This is a genomic window from Lederbergia citrea (assembly GCF_018343525.1).
Taxonomy (GTDB): Bacteria; Bacillota; Bacilli; order Bacillales; family Bacillaceae_C; genus Lederbergia; species Lederbergia citrea.
This window is the reverse complement of record NZ_JAGYPH010000002.1, coordinates 549,615-568,254: the sequence shown is the minus strand read 5'-3', so window position 1 is coordinate 568,254 and position 18,640 is coordinate 549,615. Positions and strand designations below refer to the sequence as shown.

Annotated in this window: 12 protein-coding genes; 3 read left to right on the top strand and 9 right to left on the bottom strand. The window is 39.6% G+C overall.

What is annotated here, in order from left to right; translation table 11 throughout:
• Positions 1 to 111 precede the first annotated feature (111 nt).
• Positions 112 to 1,602 carry an N-acetylmuramoyl-L-alanine amidase gene (locus KHA88_RS11860; RefSeq protein WP_213098399.1) on the bottom strand — a complete coding sequence of 497 codons (1,491 nt, stop codon included), beginning with the start codon at positions 1,600 to 1,602 and terminating at the stop codon, positions 112 to 114.
• Between the two features lie 110 nt (positions 1,603 to 1,712).
• Complete coding sequence (locus KHA88_RS11855; RefSeq protein ID WP_213098400.1) at positions 1,713 to 3,893, bottom strand: SpoIID/LytB domain-containing protein; 2,181 nt, start codon at positions 3,891 to 3,893, stop codon at positions 1,713 to 1,715.
• A 558-nt stretch (positions 3,894 to 4,451) separates the two neighbouring features.
• Between KHA88_RS11855 and KHA88_RS11850 the strand changes: the two genes are divergently transcribed.
• Positions 4,452 to 5,483: an LCP family protein gene (locus tag KHA88_RS11850; RefSeq protein WP_213098401.1), complete on the top strand. Its 1,032-nt coding sequence runs from the start codon at positions 4,452 to 4,454 to the stop codon at positions 5,481 to 5,483.
• Positions 5,484 to 5,668: 185 nt separating this feature from the next.
• Here KHA88_RS11850 and KHA88_RS11845 read toward each other — a convergent pair whose 3' ends face one another.
• The 4 genes from KHA88_RS11845 to KHA88_RS11830 form a co-directional block, all read right to left on the bottom strand.
• Positions 5,669 to 5,830 carry a hypothetical protein gene (locus tag KHA88_RS11845; protein ID WP_213098402.1) on the bottom strand — a complete coding sequence of 54 codons (162 nt, stop codon included), beginning with the start codon at positions 5,828 to 5,830 and terminating at the stop codon, positions 5,669 to 5,671.
• Positions 5,831 to 6,105: 275 nt separating this feature from the next.
• Positions 6,106 to 7,137, bottom strand: a complete 1,032-nt coding sequence (locus tag KHA88_RS11840; protein WP_213122018.1) for a glycosyltransferase family 4 protein — start codon at positions 7,135 to 7,137, stop codon at positions 6,106 to 6,108.
• Between the two features lie 142 nt (positions 7,138 to 7,279).
• Entirely contained in the window at positions 7,280 to 8,008 is a 729-nt protein-coding gene (locus KHA88_RS11835; protein ID WP_213122017.1) for a WecB/TagA/CpsF family glycosyltransferase, read from the bottom strand.
• A 329-nt stretch (positions 8,009 to 8,337) separates the two neighbouring features.
• On the bottom strand, positions 8,338 to 12,006 hold the full coding sequence (locus tag KHA88_RS11830; RefSeq protein ID WP_213122016.1) for a S8 family serine peptidase: 3,669 nt from the start codon (positions 12,004 to 12,006) through the stop codon (positions 8,338 to 8,340).
• A gap of 222 nt (positions 12,007 to 12,228) precedes the next feature.
• Between KHA88_RS11830 and KHA88_RS11825 the strand changes: the two genes are divergently transcribed.
• On the top strand, positions 12,229 to 12,891 hold the full coding sequence (locus KHA88_RS11825; protein WP_213122015.1) for a hypothetical protein: 663 nt from the start codon (positions 12,229 to 12,231) through the stop codon (positions 12,889 to 12,891).
• Between the two features lie 21 nt (positions 12,892 to 12,912).
• Positions 12,913 to 14,238, top strand: a complete 1,326-nt coding sequence (locus tag KHA88_RS11820; RefSeq protein WP_213122014.1) for an efflux RND transporter periplasmic adaptor subunit — start codon at positions 12,913 to 12,915, stop codon at positions 14,236 to 14,238.
• Between the two features lie 247 nt (positions 14,239 to 14,485).
• Here the strand turns inward: KHA88_RS11820 and KHA88_RS11815 are convergent, their stop codons facing one another.
• From KHA88_RS11815 to nagA, 3 genes are all read right to left on the bottom strand, one after another.
• Positions 14,486 to 16,186: a mechanosensitive ion channel gene (locus tag KHA88_RS11815; protein ID WP_249313077.1), complete on the bottom strand. Its 1,701-nt coding sequence runs from the start codon at positions 16,184 to 16,186 to the stop codon at positions 14,486 to 14,488.
• 439 nt (positions 16,187 to 16,625) lie between these two features.
• Positions 16,626 to 17,333 (bottom strand): glucosamine-6-phosphate deaminase, encoded by a 708-nt coding sequence (gene nagB / locus KHA88_RS11810; RefSeq protein WP_213098410.1) that lies wholly within the window; start codon positions 17,331 to 17,333, stop codon positions 16,626 to 16,628.
• 3 nt (positions 17,334 to 17,336) lie between these two features.
• The gene (gene nagA / locus KHA88_RS11805; RefSeq protein ID WP_213122012.1) at positions 17,337 to 18,494 is read right to left on the bottom strand and encodes an N-acetylglucosamine-6-phosphate deacetylase; all 1,158 of its coding nucleotides are present in this window, start codon (positions 18,492 to 18,494) and stop codon (positions 17,337 to 17,339) included.
• Between the last annotated feature and the right edge of the window lie 146 nt (positions 18,495 to 18,640).

Here is an 18,640-nt window from a genome sequence, read left to right as displayed (position 1 = left end):
ACTATCCAATATAACTTTATTAAAGGATCAAGTCAAATACAGCTAGGCATTCATGATCATAAAAAAAAAATAAATCAGGATGCGTAATCGCACTCCTGATTTAAATCAAAATTACTCATAATAGTTCATTATTCCTCTATAAATAGCATCTGCCGCTTTTTGTCGATACGTAGTATCGGCTAATTTCTTTGCATCATTACCGTTGCTTATAAAGGCAATTTCTACTAAGACACTTGGCATTTTACTGTTTTTTATAACATAAAATCCACTTTTCTTAACCCCTCTATCTGTCGTACCTAAAGCTTTGAGTAATTCCTTTTGTATTTCCTCTGCTAATTCCCTGCTTTCCTTAGGAGCATGAGTTTCATCATAATATGTTTCTGTTCCATTTGCCGAGGGGGAGGAAAATGAGTTGACATGAATACTCACAAAAATATCCGCACCTGACTTCTCTGCTAGCTCTACCCTTTCTTGGAGTTCAAGAAACACATCCGTTTCTCTAGTCATAACCACGTTCGCTAACGACTGATTCAGTTTTGAATTTACCCGTTTTGCAATATCAAGGACTATTTCTTTCTCCGCTAAACTATTCCCAACGGCACCAGGATCCTTGCCACCATGTCCGGGGTCAAGGACAATTGTTTGTCCAACAATTGGGTGCCTTAAAGTATTATTCGTTTTTTCTGATACGGAAATTGGACCACCAAGTAATGTAAAATTACCGACTCCTTGGTTTGCTATATAGCTTTTAATTGCGATAGGTAGATCGTTTGGTTTAATCAGTAAAATAGGAGCGTTTCTTTTCGCTGCCAACACTGACCCGGTTAGAGCATCTGCGAATACGGTTCCTCTTGTCACAAATGCGGTGGAACTGGATGAGAAATATGCTTTAGCAATATTTGCCGAAACGGCATAACGACTATTACCGCCAAACCTTCTCGGGTTAGGCACCGATTTAAAGACTTGATCCGATACACTTAATGGGCCCCCGGAGATAATCGTTTCGGTTATTTTCCTTTGATTAATAATATTTTGCGTGGATTTATCCAAATTGTGTTTTTTATTTGTCAGTAAGATCGGGTAACCATTTCTAGCTGCATATGGAGCTATAGATAATGCGTCCGGAAAGTTAAAACCATCTGCAATTACGACTCTGCTACTATTACCCATTTCTAGAGCAATATTGTTTGCGACTTCCATACGACTATTTCCCGCTATTCTTTTAACGGAAATCCCCATATTTTTTAATTCTTTCACAATGTTTTCGGATACGCTGATAGATCCACCAACAATAATGACGGATTTCGTTTTTAATCTTTGAATTTCGCTCTTTGTTCTACTATTTAAAACGTTTGACTTCGTTAATAGTATTGGAGCATTGTGCTTATATGCAAGTGGACCAGCTGCTAAAGCATCTCCATATGCATCCCAATTTGCCAATACGACAGTTGATGAGGTTTTCCATCCATTTTTGGAAACATTAATCGAAACATCGAACCGATCCTGTCCTCCTAGTCTTGTCGTACTTGCCGCTGATACTTCCATAACAACGAGAAATGACATGATAAGGGCAACAATACATGATAGTAATTTTCTTTTCATCATTCATCCTCCTACAGTATTGATTTGAATATGGTAATTTCATACCAGTTATAATCCATAAAAAACGGCTTCTCTCATCTATCAGAGAAGCACCCATAATAAATCTTAGATTAATTATTCTCTAACTTAGCATTAGGGTAATAATGGGATAGTATTTGCGAATAGTTCATTCCCTTTTTAGCCATTTCCTGTGCGCCATATTGGCTCATTCCTACTCCATGTCCAAAACCTTTACCTGAAAGTTTAATAGATAAGTTTGGTAGATTCATAGAAATATCTTCACTTACTGAAAGTGGACCACCTAAGATCAAAAAGTCATTTACTAGCTTTTGATCTAAGACGTTTTTTACGCTGCCTGGTAATTGATGTGCAGGTGTCAGCACCATATTCGCATTTTGTTTAGCTGCTAAAACAGATCCTGTTAATGCATCACCAAACGAATTGCCAGTTGCAATAAAAACCTTACTCGGGTTCAAATTAAGATCCTTTATAATATTGGCAGAAACTTGATAACGATTATTCCCTCCAATTCTTATTGGGCTGGGGAGTTGATTATAGACAGATTTGCTGACGCTAATTTCCCCACCAACAACAATTGTCTCATTAATGGCTTTTTCTTTTATTGCTTTTACCGCAGCTGCATTTAGCTTTTCAGGGCCTGTTAATAAAATAGGGTATCCGTTTCTTGCCGCATATGATGCGATTGAGAGCGAATCAGCAAAAATCGCTCCTTTAGCAACGACAGCTTTACTTGCTGGGTTGAGTTCTTTCGATATGTTGTAAGCTACTTCATATCGACTTTTACCATCTATTCTGGAAATACTTTTAACCCCTAGTGATGTGAGCTCTTTTTCAATCTTTGCACTGACACTGATCGTTCCACCCACGATAATGACATTTGTTGGTTTTAATCTCTGGATCTCTGCCTTTGTGGCTGCTTGTAAGTTCGCTGGTTTCGTCAAAAGAATGGGTGCATTTTTTTGATAAGCAAGCGGTGTTGCAGCAAGGGCATCCCCGAACGCCTCCCAATTGGCTAAAACGACGGTATCAGCACTACTCCACCCTTCTTTTGAAACGTTAACCGCTACTTCAAATCTGTTTAACCCAGCTAATCTTGTGTGTTCTAGTGTTTCGTTATTTGACACAAGAAGGCTTTTCATATTCATAGTTCCTAAAAGGTTTCTCATAGAGTTTGCAGTAGTTGAATGTGTTACTTTGAATGACTTTAACGTACTGCCATCCATTCGATAAGTGTTTGTCGACTTATCTTTAACAAAGAACTCCATCGTGATTGAAGCATTTTGGCTTCTGCCACTACTATTTTTATTTGTAAATTCAATCTTCGGAATCCTTACTATTTTTATTTCGGTATTTTTATAATCATTTAAAGCATATAGGACATTTTTTAAATTATTTGTAACTGCTGAATCCACTTCTGTTGTAGAATTCCACCAATTATTCGGACTTTTTAAATCTAGTTTTCTTGTATCAATTTGATCTACCGCAAGATTAATAGTCCAAGGATGTTGCGGATCGTATGAATCTTTCTTTGCAGGAAGGTAAGCTAATTGAGTACCGCCCCATAAGTTAGAATTGGATTCCGTATATCCGCCATTACTAGATGAATAGACAGCATCAATCAGTCTTCCATTATATTTAAGGACCTTTCCACTCGTCTCATCAACAGCCTTTGTAGAGTTTGGGTGCCAATCATACCCCCCATATACTTGGAAGCCTTGTGTATCAGCAACTTTTTTCCCAATACTTCCGGCAGAATAGGTACGCGCTGCAACAGATTGAGCTTTCACAGCTTCCAAATTCCAAGATGCCGGCATTTCTAGTGGAACCACACCTTTTAAATAATCTTCAAATGGAATATCAAGATTAATTGGACGAACATACTTTCCATCTTCTACTTCAAACTGAATATCACCTAAATACTTTTTAGTAGAATTGCCGTAAATAGTTTGCACACTATCTTCTGCATATTTATCAGCCTCTACTATAAAAGACGTACCTAACTCTTTCAGTTTTTTCCCCTTTGGGTCATATAAATGTAAATTTCCTTTTTCAACTTTAACTATATATTTTTCGGACTCTTCTAATCTTATATCGGCATTTCCCTTTATTGAGTGTTTGCCGACAAAAGAAAAAGTCAATTCCGGTTTCTTCCCTATATAATTACTTAGCTTAATTGAGATGTTTTGAGTATTAACTGCCGCATTAGCCGTGGTCAAAGGTATAAATAAAGTAAAAACGACAAGCACTGCTAGTAACCTTTTTAAATCCAACTTTTTATTTCCTCCCCTTTTAATAGATTTGATATGCCTGATTGTATCATAAAAATATTCCTGTAGGGGAAAAATTTGTAAAAAGTTGGCGGAAAAAAGCACCGTTCTTTAATTAAATTGAACATTCATTTATTAGTTATAGAACTTTATTACAAAATTTTATAGCGCCAATATTGTTTCATTTAGGGGGCGAATGCTCGTCTGGGGGATGCTGTATACTAAGTACCAAGACCAATTGTCGAGAATACAAAAAAACAATGAGCGTTTTGAAAATCAATCGTTTATCACGGATTCATTTTTCTGCCCTTGCTTATAAGTTGAAGATCCAGTGGGAATTTTTAAAAGCCATATACGCTGCGGGTTAGCGGTCACCGGACTTTAGGACACCACAGAAATCTGGGTTGCTTCTTCCCTTTCTTGGTAATATTGGTACATTCATAATGTAATAAAAATGTATTGTACCAATGCAACAAAACATAGTATTATAAAGGATAGATTAATATTATGTAAATTTTACGTGAAATCAAATGAATTCAATTATAAAGGAGTAAAGCCCAAATGGGACGATATCAATTCTCTATAAACAAAAAAAAGACGATACGCCGCCGACGGATATTCTGGTTTGTTGCTTTTCCTATTTTACTCATTGCATCTTTAGGTATCAGCTACGGCGCTTATTTATATAAAAAAGCTGAAACAGTCATGGGCGACTCGTATCATGCAGATCGAGTGAAGTCAGATCTTAGGGATAAAAAGGTTGACCCGAACATTGATAATGTTTCAGTATTATTTATTGGAATAGACGGAAGCGAGAAACGCGGTACTGGTGACCATACTCGCTCAGATGCTCTTATGCTTGCCACTTTAAATGAAAAAGAAAAGTCCGTAAAGTTACTGTCTATACCACGTGACTCGTACGTTTATATTAAAGAAGTGGGCTATTCCACAAAAATTAATCATGCCCATAGCTACGGCGGTCCAAAAGCAACAATCGAAACGGTTGAAGATTTACTAGATATTCCTGTCGATTATTATGTCCGGTTGGATTTCAATGCATTCATGAAGGTTGTAGATGCTCTCGGCGGTATTGACGTTGAGGTACCATATACGTTCTCTGAACAAAACTCGAAAGATAAAGCAGGCGCTATCAAGTTAGAAGAAGGTATGCAGACTTTAGATGGTGAACAAGCTCTAGCCTTGGCTAGAACTAGAAAATTAGATAGTGATCTTGAAAGAGGTAAACGTCAACAGGAAATCATGAAAGCTATTGTGAAAAAGGCAGCTTCTGGAACGTCTGTACTTAAATACAGTCAGGTAATCGAAGCGATCGGCTCTAGTATGTTAACTAACATGACTTTTGATGAAATGAAGGCCTTTATTGATTATGGCATTTCGGGTAACCTCAATATTGAGACTTTACAAGTTGCCGGCGCTGATAGTTATATTCCAAACAGTAGCGGTAACAATGTTTATTATTATCAGTTGGATGAAGAAGCTCTTGCAGAACTTAAAGGAACACTCAAGCAGCATTTAGATGTTGCTTCACATGAGCCACCTAGCCATACGGCAGGTCCGAGTACAGAGAATTAGAAAAGCAAAAGTGCCTAGCCCATCTGTAGGGTTTAGGCACTTTTTTCTTTGTAAATCACATTAATGTGATTTACAAGCAGCTTTAGTTTTTATTATTTAAGCTCTCTATTAATGTATTGACTATTTACCCAACCGGTTGGTCAACCCTAAATAGACTCAAATAAATAAGCCCAGTGGTTGGACTCTTAGTAAAAATAATGCCTATCTTCGATTTCGGGTTCGTCTTCATATTCATAAGGATCATCATGTTCAATGTCCTCATCGATCACAATTTGCTCTTTATAAAAATGGGGTTCTTCGGAATCTGATTTTGTACCTTTAAATAAATTAAAGATCTTTGTAAACATCAAAAACACCTCACCCTCTATTCCATCTTATCAATACTTTACCCTTAAATTATTGAAATAATATATCAACAGTGTAAATATTTGATATGTACTACAAATTCAGCCCTTTTCAACAAAAAAACCGGAACATAGACTCTTTGAAAAATTATTTCACACATAAAGATCATTCGGGTCGTGCCTGTCACGCCCCGTTTTTTGTCGAAATGAATTTCTTTGCCAATACAAAAAAAGCAAGAGAACGGCAATTACTCCATCCTCTTGCTTTTTTATTTTATCTATCGTCTCATAAACCTCAGCAACGGTTTATAGTCTTTACCAACTAAGCCGACCACTTCAACAAACAATTCGATTGCAATGAGCAATACTGCGACTATGAGTAATGAGCCCCAGATGGTTGCCATTGAAAAGATGACCGCTGTTAAACCGAACATGACCGCCACAGCATAAATGATTACCACTGCTTGACGATGGGAAAATCCTGAACTTAATAAGCGGTGATGTAAGTGATGTTGATCTGCCGCTGATAGTGGCTGGTTATTAATAATTCGCCTTATAATTGCAAAAATTGTATCAGAGATTGGCACTCCGAGAATAATAACTGGAATAACGAGCGAGAAAAATGTTACGTTCTTAAATCCTAGTAACGACAGGATCGCGATCATATAGCCTAAGAAAAGCGCCCCTGTGTCACCCATAAAGATTTTCGCTGGATGAAAATTGTAAAGTAAAAATCCGAGCGTACTACCCAAAAGGATTAATGAAATAGTTACAACGAATGCGTCTCCCATGATGAATGCCATGATGCTTAATGTGATTAAAGCAATGGAGGAAACTCCCGCTGCAAGTCCATCTAATCCGTCGATTAAATTAATCGCATTGGTGATCCCGACAATCCATAGAATAGTTAGTGGGACACTCAAAAAGCCAAATTGTAATTCTCCGCCAAATGGAAGGTTAATAAATTCTAGTTCAAATCCGCCCAGAATGGCTACTGTAGCCGCAAACAGTTGGCCGAGCAATTTATATCTTGCCGAGAGTTCAAAAATATCGTCAAGGATTCCCGTAATGACGATGATTAAACTTCCGACCATGATTGCCCATAAGTGTGGGTCATGCTGATGTGAGACCAAAAGGCCGATCATAAAGCTTATATAAATGGCTAGTCCGCCAAGTCGCGGCATAATTTTATTATGAATTTTCCTATGGTTTGGCGCATCTGTTATTTTGAAGGTTATTGCTAGTTTTTTCACTAACGGTGTGATCAAAATAGAGGCCACAAAACATAGGGTTAAATATAGAAATTCCATTTTGTAACCTCCTTATTGTTTTTGTAATATTTTTCAAATTTGTGGTATATAATGATGAAAAATGCTAGTTGTATATAATCATAGCTAAGTCAAGCTTATTTTTCAACTAATCTTTGAATTTTTGAAGAATATAGTTATATATCTAGCTTTTTTGCTTAGATTGCCAGACTTTCTTAACGAAAATCGGGAGAACAATCATTCTTTTCCATCTCGATGGTTGTTGAAGCAACCGATGTAACCATTCCAAATTTAATTTCCGCCAAATGGCTGGTGCTCGCTTCACCGTTCCCGCTAACACGTCAAAACTGCCGCCTACCCCCATAAAAATCCCCTTATGAAATGAATCGATATGATTCTGTATCCAATATTCTTGTTTAGGAAAACCTAATGCTACAAAAATCAGGTCCGAATTTGCATTTTTGACCATATTTAATATTTGTTGATCATTTTCTTTAAAAAAACCATGGTGATAACCACCAATGATTAGATTTGGGTAGTCTTTTTTTACATTTTGGACCGTTTGCTTAATTACATCTTCCCTTGATCCAAGAAAGAAAACATTTAAGGATTCCTGATTGGCAATATGAAGAAGCTCTTCCATCAATTCAATTCCCGGAATTCTTTCCGGAAGAGGTTTTTTCAAGATTTTCGCACCTAAAATAACTCCGATTCCATCTGCAATGATATGATCAGCGTCTCGGAGTGTATCCTTGAAAGTGGTATTCATTGTCGCTTCCATCACAATCTCGGGATTGGCTGTAACGACAAATGTCTTTTTATTCATTTTTATGTTGTCATGTAATTGATTAACCATTTCTTGTTTTGTTGTATGATCAAATTCCACACCAAGTATATTCACTTTATCCGGCATTATTAATCTCCTATATTAGGACTAATATTATAGAGTACATGATTTATTATATCAAATATAGCGCCGGTTTTGTGCATTTTCCTGTTGGGAAGCGGTGGGAAAGTTTTTTGGGCTGTAATGCTACTTGGAGCGCCATCATTCAAGCGTCCAATAATGCGAACATGCATCTAATCAAATGGTTGATTAACGAACATATGTCTAATCAGACGTTTGATTATACGAACATACGTCTAATCAAATGTTTGATTAACATCAAGACCATGTGGCGCCGGAACTATTTTATGTCATTTTAAAAAAAACGACACCTCATTAGGTGCCGGTTTCATTCGTTATTTCTTTTTGATTTTCTTCTTAATCGTTATTTTTTCTTCCGTTACGTTTCCACCAAGATCGACTGCTTTGAAGATGAAGGTGTTATTCTCTTCTTCCAGTTTCAATTCAATGCCGTCTACTGTTTTCTTAAAGCCGTTCATGCCGTATGGTTCTGACAGATCGTTTTTGAAAACTTCGCTGCCGTTCACGTAAAGGCGAATGGCGTCAAAATTGTCGGTTATTTCTGCTGACACTGTGATGCTGTCTGCTTCGACATTGTTTTTAGCGCCTTTAATTTTCAGTTTTGCTTTCTCTGTATCAACAAAATAGCGGCGGCCAATTTCTGTTTCGTTGCCGGCGTTATCAACAGCTTTTATTTTTGATAAGTAATAGCCGTCTTTTTTCTGATTAATAGTGATGCTAAAATCGTACTGATCTTTTTCTGCGTTATAGACAAGTTCCGCTTGCTTCCCGTCTACAGTTACAGATTTCACGCCTGATTTATCTTTTACATAGCCTGAGAACACCACATTTTTCGTTGATGACACTCCAAGGAATTCCGGAGTCAATAAGTGGAGATCAGGTATAGTTACGTCTTTTGCTTCGCTTGCTTTTGCTTCCGTCTTATTACCTGCGTAGTCTACTGCGACAACAGTCAATGTTTGTTCAGGACTCAAACCTTTTGTTAGCTTGTGTTCTGTTTGATCTGCTGCGAGTGGTTTATCCAAGATTGATTTTCCATCAACGAGGACATCCCAGTATGCAAGGCCGCTGCCTTCGTCAGATGCGTCTACCGTGATTTTCTGTGTTTTGGCATCGAAGGTTGCACTCAATTTCGGAGCTGTTGTATCAAGTATTACAGGTATCTCAAGTGATTGCCATTTCGCACCTGCAAAGTCAATGACTGCTTCTGCTTGTAAGTAATACTTACCTTCAGGAGCTTGTTTATTATTGATTTTTCCGTCCCAAGCAAGTGATGAGGATAGGAAATACATTGGTGCTCTTCCACCATCATAGTAATTCTTTTTAACCTCAGATTCAGTCGACAATGTGCGAACAACATTTTTATTTGCATCAAGTACTTGGAACTTCGCTTCTTTAGCGTTTCTTAGGAAGGACAAGATCATTAGTGCATCGTCCTGGTTGCCGTCACCATTTGGTGAAAATGCAATTTTCGCTGGATCAATTTCACCTGTAGCAAAATCTTCACCCAGGAATACGTAATTACCTTTCCCTTTAGTCGTTAAAACTCCAGTCATTCCGTAGTACGTGTCCTCTTCCCACATCGGTTTATCAAAGATTGGTGCTTTATCCCACTCACCTTTGAAGCCGACATATGGAACAGAAAGCTGTGGATTATTATCCTTTGGATCTGTTAATGTGACAAATCCTTCTAACCAGTAACCGTTTGTGAAATTAGCTGCAAGTGTTGAGTCAATGGCACTGACATCAACTGTGACAGCGATTTTCGCTGTACCATTAGCCGGAACTTCAACTTTGTTTGTTTTCTTACCATTTACTGTTGCGACTGCCATGCCTTCTAAATCTAAAGCTCCAATTAGGTTTGGCGCCACAAGTACGTCTTGTCCACTTTTTACGAACGTATCTGTCTGGACATTCGCTTTTACATCGTATGTGACTGCTTTATTAGAGAAGTTTTGTGCAGTCAATTCAAATGTTACTTTATTGTCAGTCACTTGTTTTAACGCCACTTTTGCTTCTTTCGTTTTTGATTCAGTCACGATCACAGGCGTTGAAAGTGCTGCATGAAGCTGCATCATTCCTGCACCTTGACGGCGAGGTGATACGAGTGCATCGTCAAATTCAACATGTTTCGCTGTATTCATCAATAAGTTTTTCGCTCGTAAAATCCTGTCTGCATCCGATAGTTTAAACTCTTCATCGACACGCTGTAACACAAGTGCACCACCACCTGCAACGTGCGGAGCCGCCATCGATGTACCGCTCATTAATCCATATTTATTGTCATTCAATGTGGAGAGAATTTGTCCACCCGGTGCTGTGATTTCCGGTTTAAAATCAAGGTCTGGAGTTAAGCCCCAAGACGTGAAATCACTCATTAGACCTGCAGACGGGTTATCGATTTTTGCTTTCTCTCCGCCGAATTTCAATGTTACGGCTTGTCCATTTTTCAAAGCTGCAGCTAATTTATCTCCATCGCTTTTCAACATGAATAGCTGCGGAATTTCAATCGCATCTTCTGAAGCCATATTGACGATTCCATCTGTATTGTTATAAATAATGACACCTTCAGCACCTGCTGCCTGTGCATTAAGTGCTTTATCTACGAAACCAATTACTCCACGCTGAACGAGTGCAAATTTACCTTTTACATTTTCACCAGCAAAATCAGCCGGCTCACCGAGGCCTGCGCCCACGACTTCAAATGTGTTTTTCTCACCATCGTTCGGATGCGTTTTTCCTGCTGACAAGAATGGTGCCGTTCCATTTTCACCGTTGATCGTATATTGAAGTGCATCTACTTCCATAAAAGTATTTTCAAAAGAAGCGACTTGTAAGGAGTCATATGATACTCCAGGCGAACCACTCACACCATAGTCAGGGTTCGAGGCTAACGGGTAGTAATATCCATCTCCAAAAAGCGCAGAGTTTCCTGCAGAAATAGACATGAGCACACCGTTTTCGACTGCTCTTTTTACAGCTTGCTGTTCCGGAGATTCAGAATCGACAAATCCGGCAGTCGAGCCGAGACTCATATTCAGTACATCGACACCAAGCTTAATCGCGTCATCGATCGCTTTAATATAAATATCGCCGTATGTCGACTGCATTTCTGGGTCATTGCCAAATACTTTTAAAGCAAGAAGCTGCGTTTCAGGGGCAATCCCTTCGATGCCGCCATTATCTTCATCGCCATTCGCACCGACTGTACCGGCAACGTGCATGCCGTGCATGTTAGCTTCGGCGTGAATTTCGCGAATTTCATGATTTTCATCCATATAGTTGTAGCCGTACGGAACTTTTTCCGTATAAAACTGGCCAGGCAATTCGTTATCAGCAATCGCTAGTTTGACGCTGTTTTTTGTCAGCTTTGCTGTGGAGTTGTCTGATAAAACCATATCACGGTGGCTTGGATCGATGCCTGTGTCGATGATACCAACGACCATGCCTTCCCCTTTATAACCATAGTCGCGCCATGCTTTTTGCGCTTCCACAATTTCTTTACTGTATTTCATTTCCGGTTTGACAACTGGACGTTCGTATTCATGAACGATATGTACCGACTTAACTTCCGGCAAATTTTTGATTAGTTCAATATCACCTTGTTTTACTTCTGCACTAAATCCATTGATGACTGTAGTAAAATCTTTTAAGTATTTTGCTTTCACTTTCTTTTCTTTCATTTTTTCTTTTACTGCATTTTGCTTTGTTTTTGCATTTTTCTCTAGTTGTTTCTTTTCAGTTTTAGCGAGCTTTTCGAATTTGACACCTTTTTTTGTCGCAATTTGAATCGGTGCCTCATCCCTCAACTCGACGATGACTCGTTGTTCCACATTTGGATCTTCCGTTTGCTTTACCTCTTCTGATTTAGGATGTACTTTCTTCTGCGCGTTTTTTGGAAGAGTCTTGTTGCCCATGGCGGACGTAAAACTTCCAAATGCTAAGAGAAAGATGAGCAGAAGTGATGCGCTTCTTTTTAACATAGTATTCCCCCTCGTTCTGATGATAAAGACATCTGAATTATTTCTGATTTCGAAATATGCAGATATTTTAATAATAATCAGTATATTGTCGAAGGAACAGTTCCAAATGTCCTAGGTTAATAGTTTTAGATTGAAGCATGAGGGAAATCTGTAATATTCTAGCTTTATTGTAGAATTATAGGTTAGAATATAAGTGTTGAATAGTTGAGCGGGTGATCAATGATGATGTATCAAACGAGGATTTTTAAAGGTTTATTATATACAAATAGAAGTTTTTTTCAGTTGGAGAAAGCTGAAGTTATTTATGGGTTGCGTACGCGGCTTTCGTGGCTTTTTTTAGCGAGTGCGCTAGTATTTTTAATTTCAGGATTGTTTGGGGTCGGCTCTCATGTCGTCTCACCTGAGCTCCTAAAGTCTTCTCCTCTTCAGTATGAAGGTTTAAAAAGCTATTTTATTATTGGACGAATCATTCACGGACTGCTTTATGCGGGATGCGTGATTTTCCTGCCTGCGCTGTTTTTTTGGATGTTATCGGATACGTGGTATACCAAAATGGTTGTTTTACAAGCCTTTACGCTACCGATTCTTTTAGTAGAACAGACAACATTTATTTTAATGGCGACAAAGCTTAACTTGCCGTGGTTTTCTTCTCCGTTTTCTTTAGGCGTTATAGCCCAATACCTAACAGATTATGAGTATTTGATCTATCTTTTCGGCTCGATGTCTTTGTTCAAGCTTGTGGCCATGGTGGTTCAGTACGAAGGTTTGCGCACATTCGCGATGAAATCACGGGTCGCGGCGATAGTGATGGTTTTGTCAATGAATCTCATTTTTTGGGCTTTTGGAGCGTTACAGGCATTTATTAATTTTAAGATACTTTTATAGAAAAAAGAGTGGTGATCATGGGTGAACAAAGGGTGGATTCAGCTGCTCTCAGTCATAGCAGCAATCGCATTTATTTGTGTGAATCTTTTTTTAATTGAAAAAGAGGAGAGCAAAGCTGATCGGATAAATTATATTTCAAGTTGGAAACCGCTTCAGACAGGGAATTTGATCGAATCTTTTCCTGCTGAAGGAATCATTGTTCCATCTGAAAAACATCGTATTTTTATCGATAAAAATGCCGAATTCCAAGAGTTTTTAGTTGAAAAAGGCGATAAGGTTGAGAGCGGGACACCGCTTTTTGAGTATGCCAGTGATCACTTGGACGGGCAAACAGCGCTTCTTGATGCAGAGATCGATAGTTTGACAGAACAGAAGGATAGTATTGATACTTTCATTGAAAATATGGAGAAAATGAAATCCTCGCTTTCGCCGATCCATATTAGTTATGTGGAGGATGATTGGGGTTATGAATATGATAATGACTATGACTATGATTCTGATTATGTGCCTGATTACCATACCGAAACGGATAGAGAGGCCGATATAGCTCGAGAAAAGCGCCAAGAAGCAGCGGCGATCCGTGAACTTAAGCTTTCCCTTGATCGGGCTATTGCTGAAAAAGAATTAGAAAAAGAGAAAGTGGATCAGGAAATTCAGAAATATGAAGATCAGCGTGAGGCGATTGAAAGCGGGCGCAGTGGTTTGACTGTTATCGCTTCGGTTGACGGCATTGTCGAAGATATTTCATTTGAATTGGATAACCCAGTTATGACAATTGTCTCCGAAGATCCTATTGTCGAAGGCCGTTTGCTCGAAGAACAAATAGCCAAAGTGGAAGAAGGAATGCAAGTTAATATTACTTCAAATATGTTCAAAGGTCAGATTATTGGTGATATTAGCAAGGTGGACGAGCTGCCGATTTCCGATCCTTCGATCGATCAGGCGAGTCTCTACCAATTTACAGCTACTCTTGGTGATCATGATAAAGATTTGTATGTCGGCTATCATGTAAAAACTGATATTGTGACTGCTACAGCGATGAAAGTGCCGGTGCTTCATGAGAAGAGTATTTTACAAGAGACCGGGAAGGATTATATGTGGGTGCTCACTGATCAAGGGGTAGTTCGGAAAAGAAAAATCGGAACCGGGCTTAAGGTTGGGAAGCGCGTTGAGGTTACAAGCGGCGGCAAGCTCGGCGAATACTACGTTGTAGATCAACAGGAAGTTCAGGGGCAAGCACCATTTATCACACCTTTTAAAGTGAATAAATCGCTGGTCGAAACATGGAATGAGACAAATTCAAGGAAGAAACTGAAATATATCCTTATTGGTGTTTTGCAGCGATAGGTTTTTTTGGGGGCAGGTCCGCGGGGGCTTGTCTTTTTTTCGGTTGTTTTCGGGGTTTGGCGGGATTATATGTGAGTTTGGCGGGATTAATTATGAATTCGGCGGGATTATTGCGAACTTTGGCGGGATTAATGGCAAATTCGGCGGGATTACGATAATCAGACCTGAGGTTTCGGGCAAATCGGCCCCCTCCATCAAAAAACCTCTCTCTACACGATGTGCAAAGGGAGGTTTCTCGATTTTATTTTTACATATCAGGGCCATTTTGACTCGGATTGCCTTTATCCCACAGATTGCCTTCTGGCGCTTGTGGTGGCGGGTCAATTTTTGTACCCTCTCCCGGATACTGGTTCAAGTTGTTTGCATTTGGGTCAATCCCTTGATTGCCCGATGAATTTGGTTTTTTTGACATATCTACTTCTGTCTCTTCAATCGTTTTATCGAGTTTTGCCAAGTAATTTTTCGCAAACTCTTTTCCTCCGAGACCGAATGACAGGCCAAATGCCAAGGCAAGTCCCCCAAGGATTAGAATAAACGCTGAGTTGACAATGCTTGCTGCTACACCAAGCTGATCCAATGCCATGAATACGGCCAGTACGATGATCGCATATTTGGCAACGGATGTAATAATTTTAAAGCTTGGCCCCGTTAAAATATTGGATAGCACTTTTTCAACGATATTTGCGACAATCAAGCTAAGTGCCAAGATGATAACAGCTGCCAACACATGTGGCAAATAAGCTGTAATGGCTGTGAGCATCGTTACGAGAAAGCCTAGTTTTACAAGATTCAGTGCTTGGATCGTCAATAAAAAGACGACAAGTACTTGGGCGATATAGCCGACAAGTTCGGACATGAGCATACCGCCAGTGCCTGGTTTCCAGCCGCCTATCGCCATATTACGGGTCAAAGAATCGAATCCTACACGCTGTAAAAGTCCTGCGATAATTTGGCGCACCCATTTACCTAGCCAAATGCTCGCTGCAATGAGGAGGATGGCGATGATAATATTCGGAATCATCGTCATGACATAGTTCAGCATTTGGACCGCTGGATCTGTAATTGCGCGGATTTCAAGTTTGTCCAATGCAGAAATAACGATTGGAATCATAATTAAAACGAATACGATTGTTCCAATTATCGATGATAATGAGGTATCACCCAGTACTTTTTGTAAACCGAGTCGATAGGCAAATTTTTCCGTGCCCACTGTTTTCAGTAAGCCTGTCACAAGTTCACGAATAATTTTTGCGACAATCCAACCGATTAATAATATAAGCGCGGCTGCGAGTAGCTTTGGAATAAATGCGAGCATATTTTCCAGCATGCCGCCAAATGCACCGGAAACACCATGAATATTAAGTGCTGCGAGAACTCCAGGGATAAAGAGAAGCATCACCAGGTAAAAAACAATGTTGCCAGCCGTTTGAAGGAATTTTCGACTGTCATTATCAGAGTCGGACACATTCATTTTTTGCATTAAACCTGAAACGTTTGCTTTTTGTCCGCCTTTTACAACAAGCATTCTCAATAGGCTGGCGATAATAAAAGCAAATAGCAAGATGAGTGCAGCTTTTAAAATGGCAGGAATGAAACCAAGCATCGTTCCAAACATGCCTAAAAATGGAGATGCAACTGAACCGAGGTTCAAGAGGTGGAAAAATAAAATGAATACAAATACGAGTAGGATATAATAGACAATTTTTCCGATCAGTTCATTCGTATCTGGACGTTTGCCTGTTGGTTTATCCGTTCCCGGTGTCCCTGCATCCGCTGGTTGCCGGCCACCACCAAACAGTTTTTCATCCCAGCTTGTTTTCCTCAATATTTTTTCTACTGCTTTTCCAACGGCTTTGGCAATGATCCAGCCAATTAAAAGTACAATGAGGGCCCACAGCAAGTTTGGCAGTTTCGATATGTATATCGGGGCCCAAGAATCAAATGTCATAAAATAGTCCCTCCTTATCATGATTTCACTTCTCCTATACCTTTAAGTGAGAATCATTAAACATATGGAGGTGGGGTGGGAGTTTATTCGTGTTTGTGTGAGGTTTATTCGCGATCGAAGGGAGGTTATTCGCGTTCACATGGGGTTTACTCGCGTTCGCACGGAGGTTATTCGTGTTCGCATGGAGGTTATTCGTGTTCACATGGAGTTTATTCGCGTTCGAAGGGAGTTTATTCGCGTTCGCCATTAAATAAAAAGAGTGTAAAACCGCATGCGATTTTACACTCTTTTAGGCACCTTAAAATTTAATAAAGTAAATACATTCTAGCGTCAAATCGGTGAGAAAGATTGTGTGAGCGACTAAAAAAATAAGTCCATATTTCGTATATTTATTCACTTTCGATCATCTCCCACTTAGAATTTTAAAGTGCACTTATAGTTATTTTAACTGGCTTGCTGCTGCCTCATCGACGATGATTGTTACGTTTGGATGGTTTTGCAGCGCTGATGCCGGGCATTCCTCAGTAACAGGGCCTTCGATCATTTGTTTTACCGCTTCTGCTTTCGCTTCACCGAATGCAAGTAAGACAATTTGTTTCGCTTCCATGATTGAGGCGATTCCCATTGAGATTGCGTGTGTTGGTACATCTTCTTCTTTTTCGAAGTAGCGCTTATTCGCTTCAATGGTTGATTCTGTTAATTTAACAACATGAGTTTTCGAGTCAAACGGTGTTCCAGGTTCATTGAAACCAATATGTGCATTTGTTCCGAGTCCCAACACTTGCAGGTCCACAGGATTTTCTTCAAGGATTTTTTCATATCGCTCACATTCAGCTTCTAAATCTTGCGCTACACCATTTGGCAAGTTCGTTTCTTTAAATTTTACGCTATTGAAAAGTTCTTGGTTCATATAGTAATTATAACTTTGTTCATTATCAGCTGACAATCCAACATATTCATCAAGATTCACTGTTGTCACGTTTGAAACGTCTAAATTTGCATTGCGCATTTCAGCGTAAAGCTTTAATGGTGTACCACCAGTCGCAAGTCCAAGTGTGTTAATTTCCCCTTGTTCGAGTCCTGATTTCAAAATTTCAAATGCTTTTTCTGCTGCTTCTTGATCGTTTTTAACTACGATGACATTCATGATTTATTTCTCCTCCTTTAAAAAGTCGACTCCCAGCCGGTATGTTTTTTCTACTTCTAGTTGTTCGTTCATGATGATTAGATCTGCGTCTTTTCCTTGTTCCAAGAACCCTTTTTGTAAAAGAGCGAATTCGGCAGCTTGATTGCTGGAAGTCATTTGAACCGCTTCTGAAATAGAGCATCCTGTGAATTTAATTATATTCCGAAATGCTTCATCCATTCCAAGGACACTTCCTGCTAAAGAACCATTTTCAAGGCGGGCCTGTCCGTTTTCAACATAAACCTTTTGGCCACCGAGTTCATACTCGCCATCATCCATCCCTTTTGCCATCATCGCATCTGAAATAAGCGTAATTCCAGTCGCGCCTTTTAAGCGATATGCCATATCGACCATATCTGGAGTGACGTGGATTCCATCAGCAATGATTTCCACATACAATCCATCCGTCAATAACGCATGCCCTGCCACACCTGCTTCACGGTGATGCAGCCCGCGCATTCCATTGAATAAATGTGTCGCGTGTGAAGCTGCACTGTTAAGCAACTCCTCCCTGACAGCATCCGAATGTCCAACGGATGGGACGATTCCGCGTTCAATCATGACTTGTTCAAACTCTTTCGCCCCGGGTCTTTCGGGTGCATACGTGACAAGTTTTATGAGCTCGCCTGATGCTTCATACCATTGTAAAAACAAGTCGACATCAGGATCGATTATGTATTCAAGAGGTTGGGCGCCTGCGCGTTTCTCAGAAATGAAAGGCCCCTCCAAATGAACACCTTCGATTGAAGCGCCTAATTCTTTTGCCGTTTTTACTGCTCGTAATGCTTCAGTGATATTCCCATAATCCTGGGTAATGGTCGTTGCAAAAAAAGAAGTTACCCCCTTTTTGAGCAATTCCTCACTGAGAAACAGCAGCTTTTGCGGGTCAGCATCCATCACATCCGTGCCGTACCCTCCGTGAATATGGACGTCAATCATCCCTGGAATGACGATCCTTCCAGCAGCATCGGTCACTTTTTCTCCCGCTTGCTCTTCGTAAAGCTCCATCTTGCCTAATTCAACTATTTGCCTAGCAAACCGAATAAAACCATTTTGAATTGGCTCCTCGGAACCGCCAGGATAAATAGCGGCATTGATGATCACTTGCGTTTGCAAATACATCACCTCTCTTATAGGGCCCCATCAAACAACTTTACCCTTTTTCTTATTATAAAACTCATTTTATCTGATGACAAACAGGAATTTTCAAAGTGGTGGTAATGGGGTGTGATGAGTGGCTTGTATAGTACCGCGAGTGGTGTTGTATT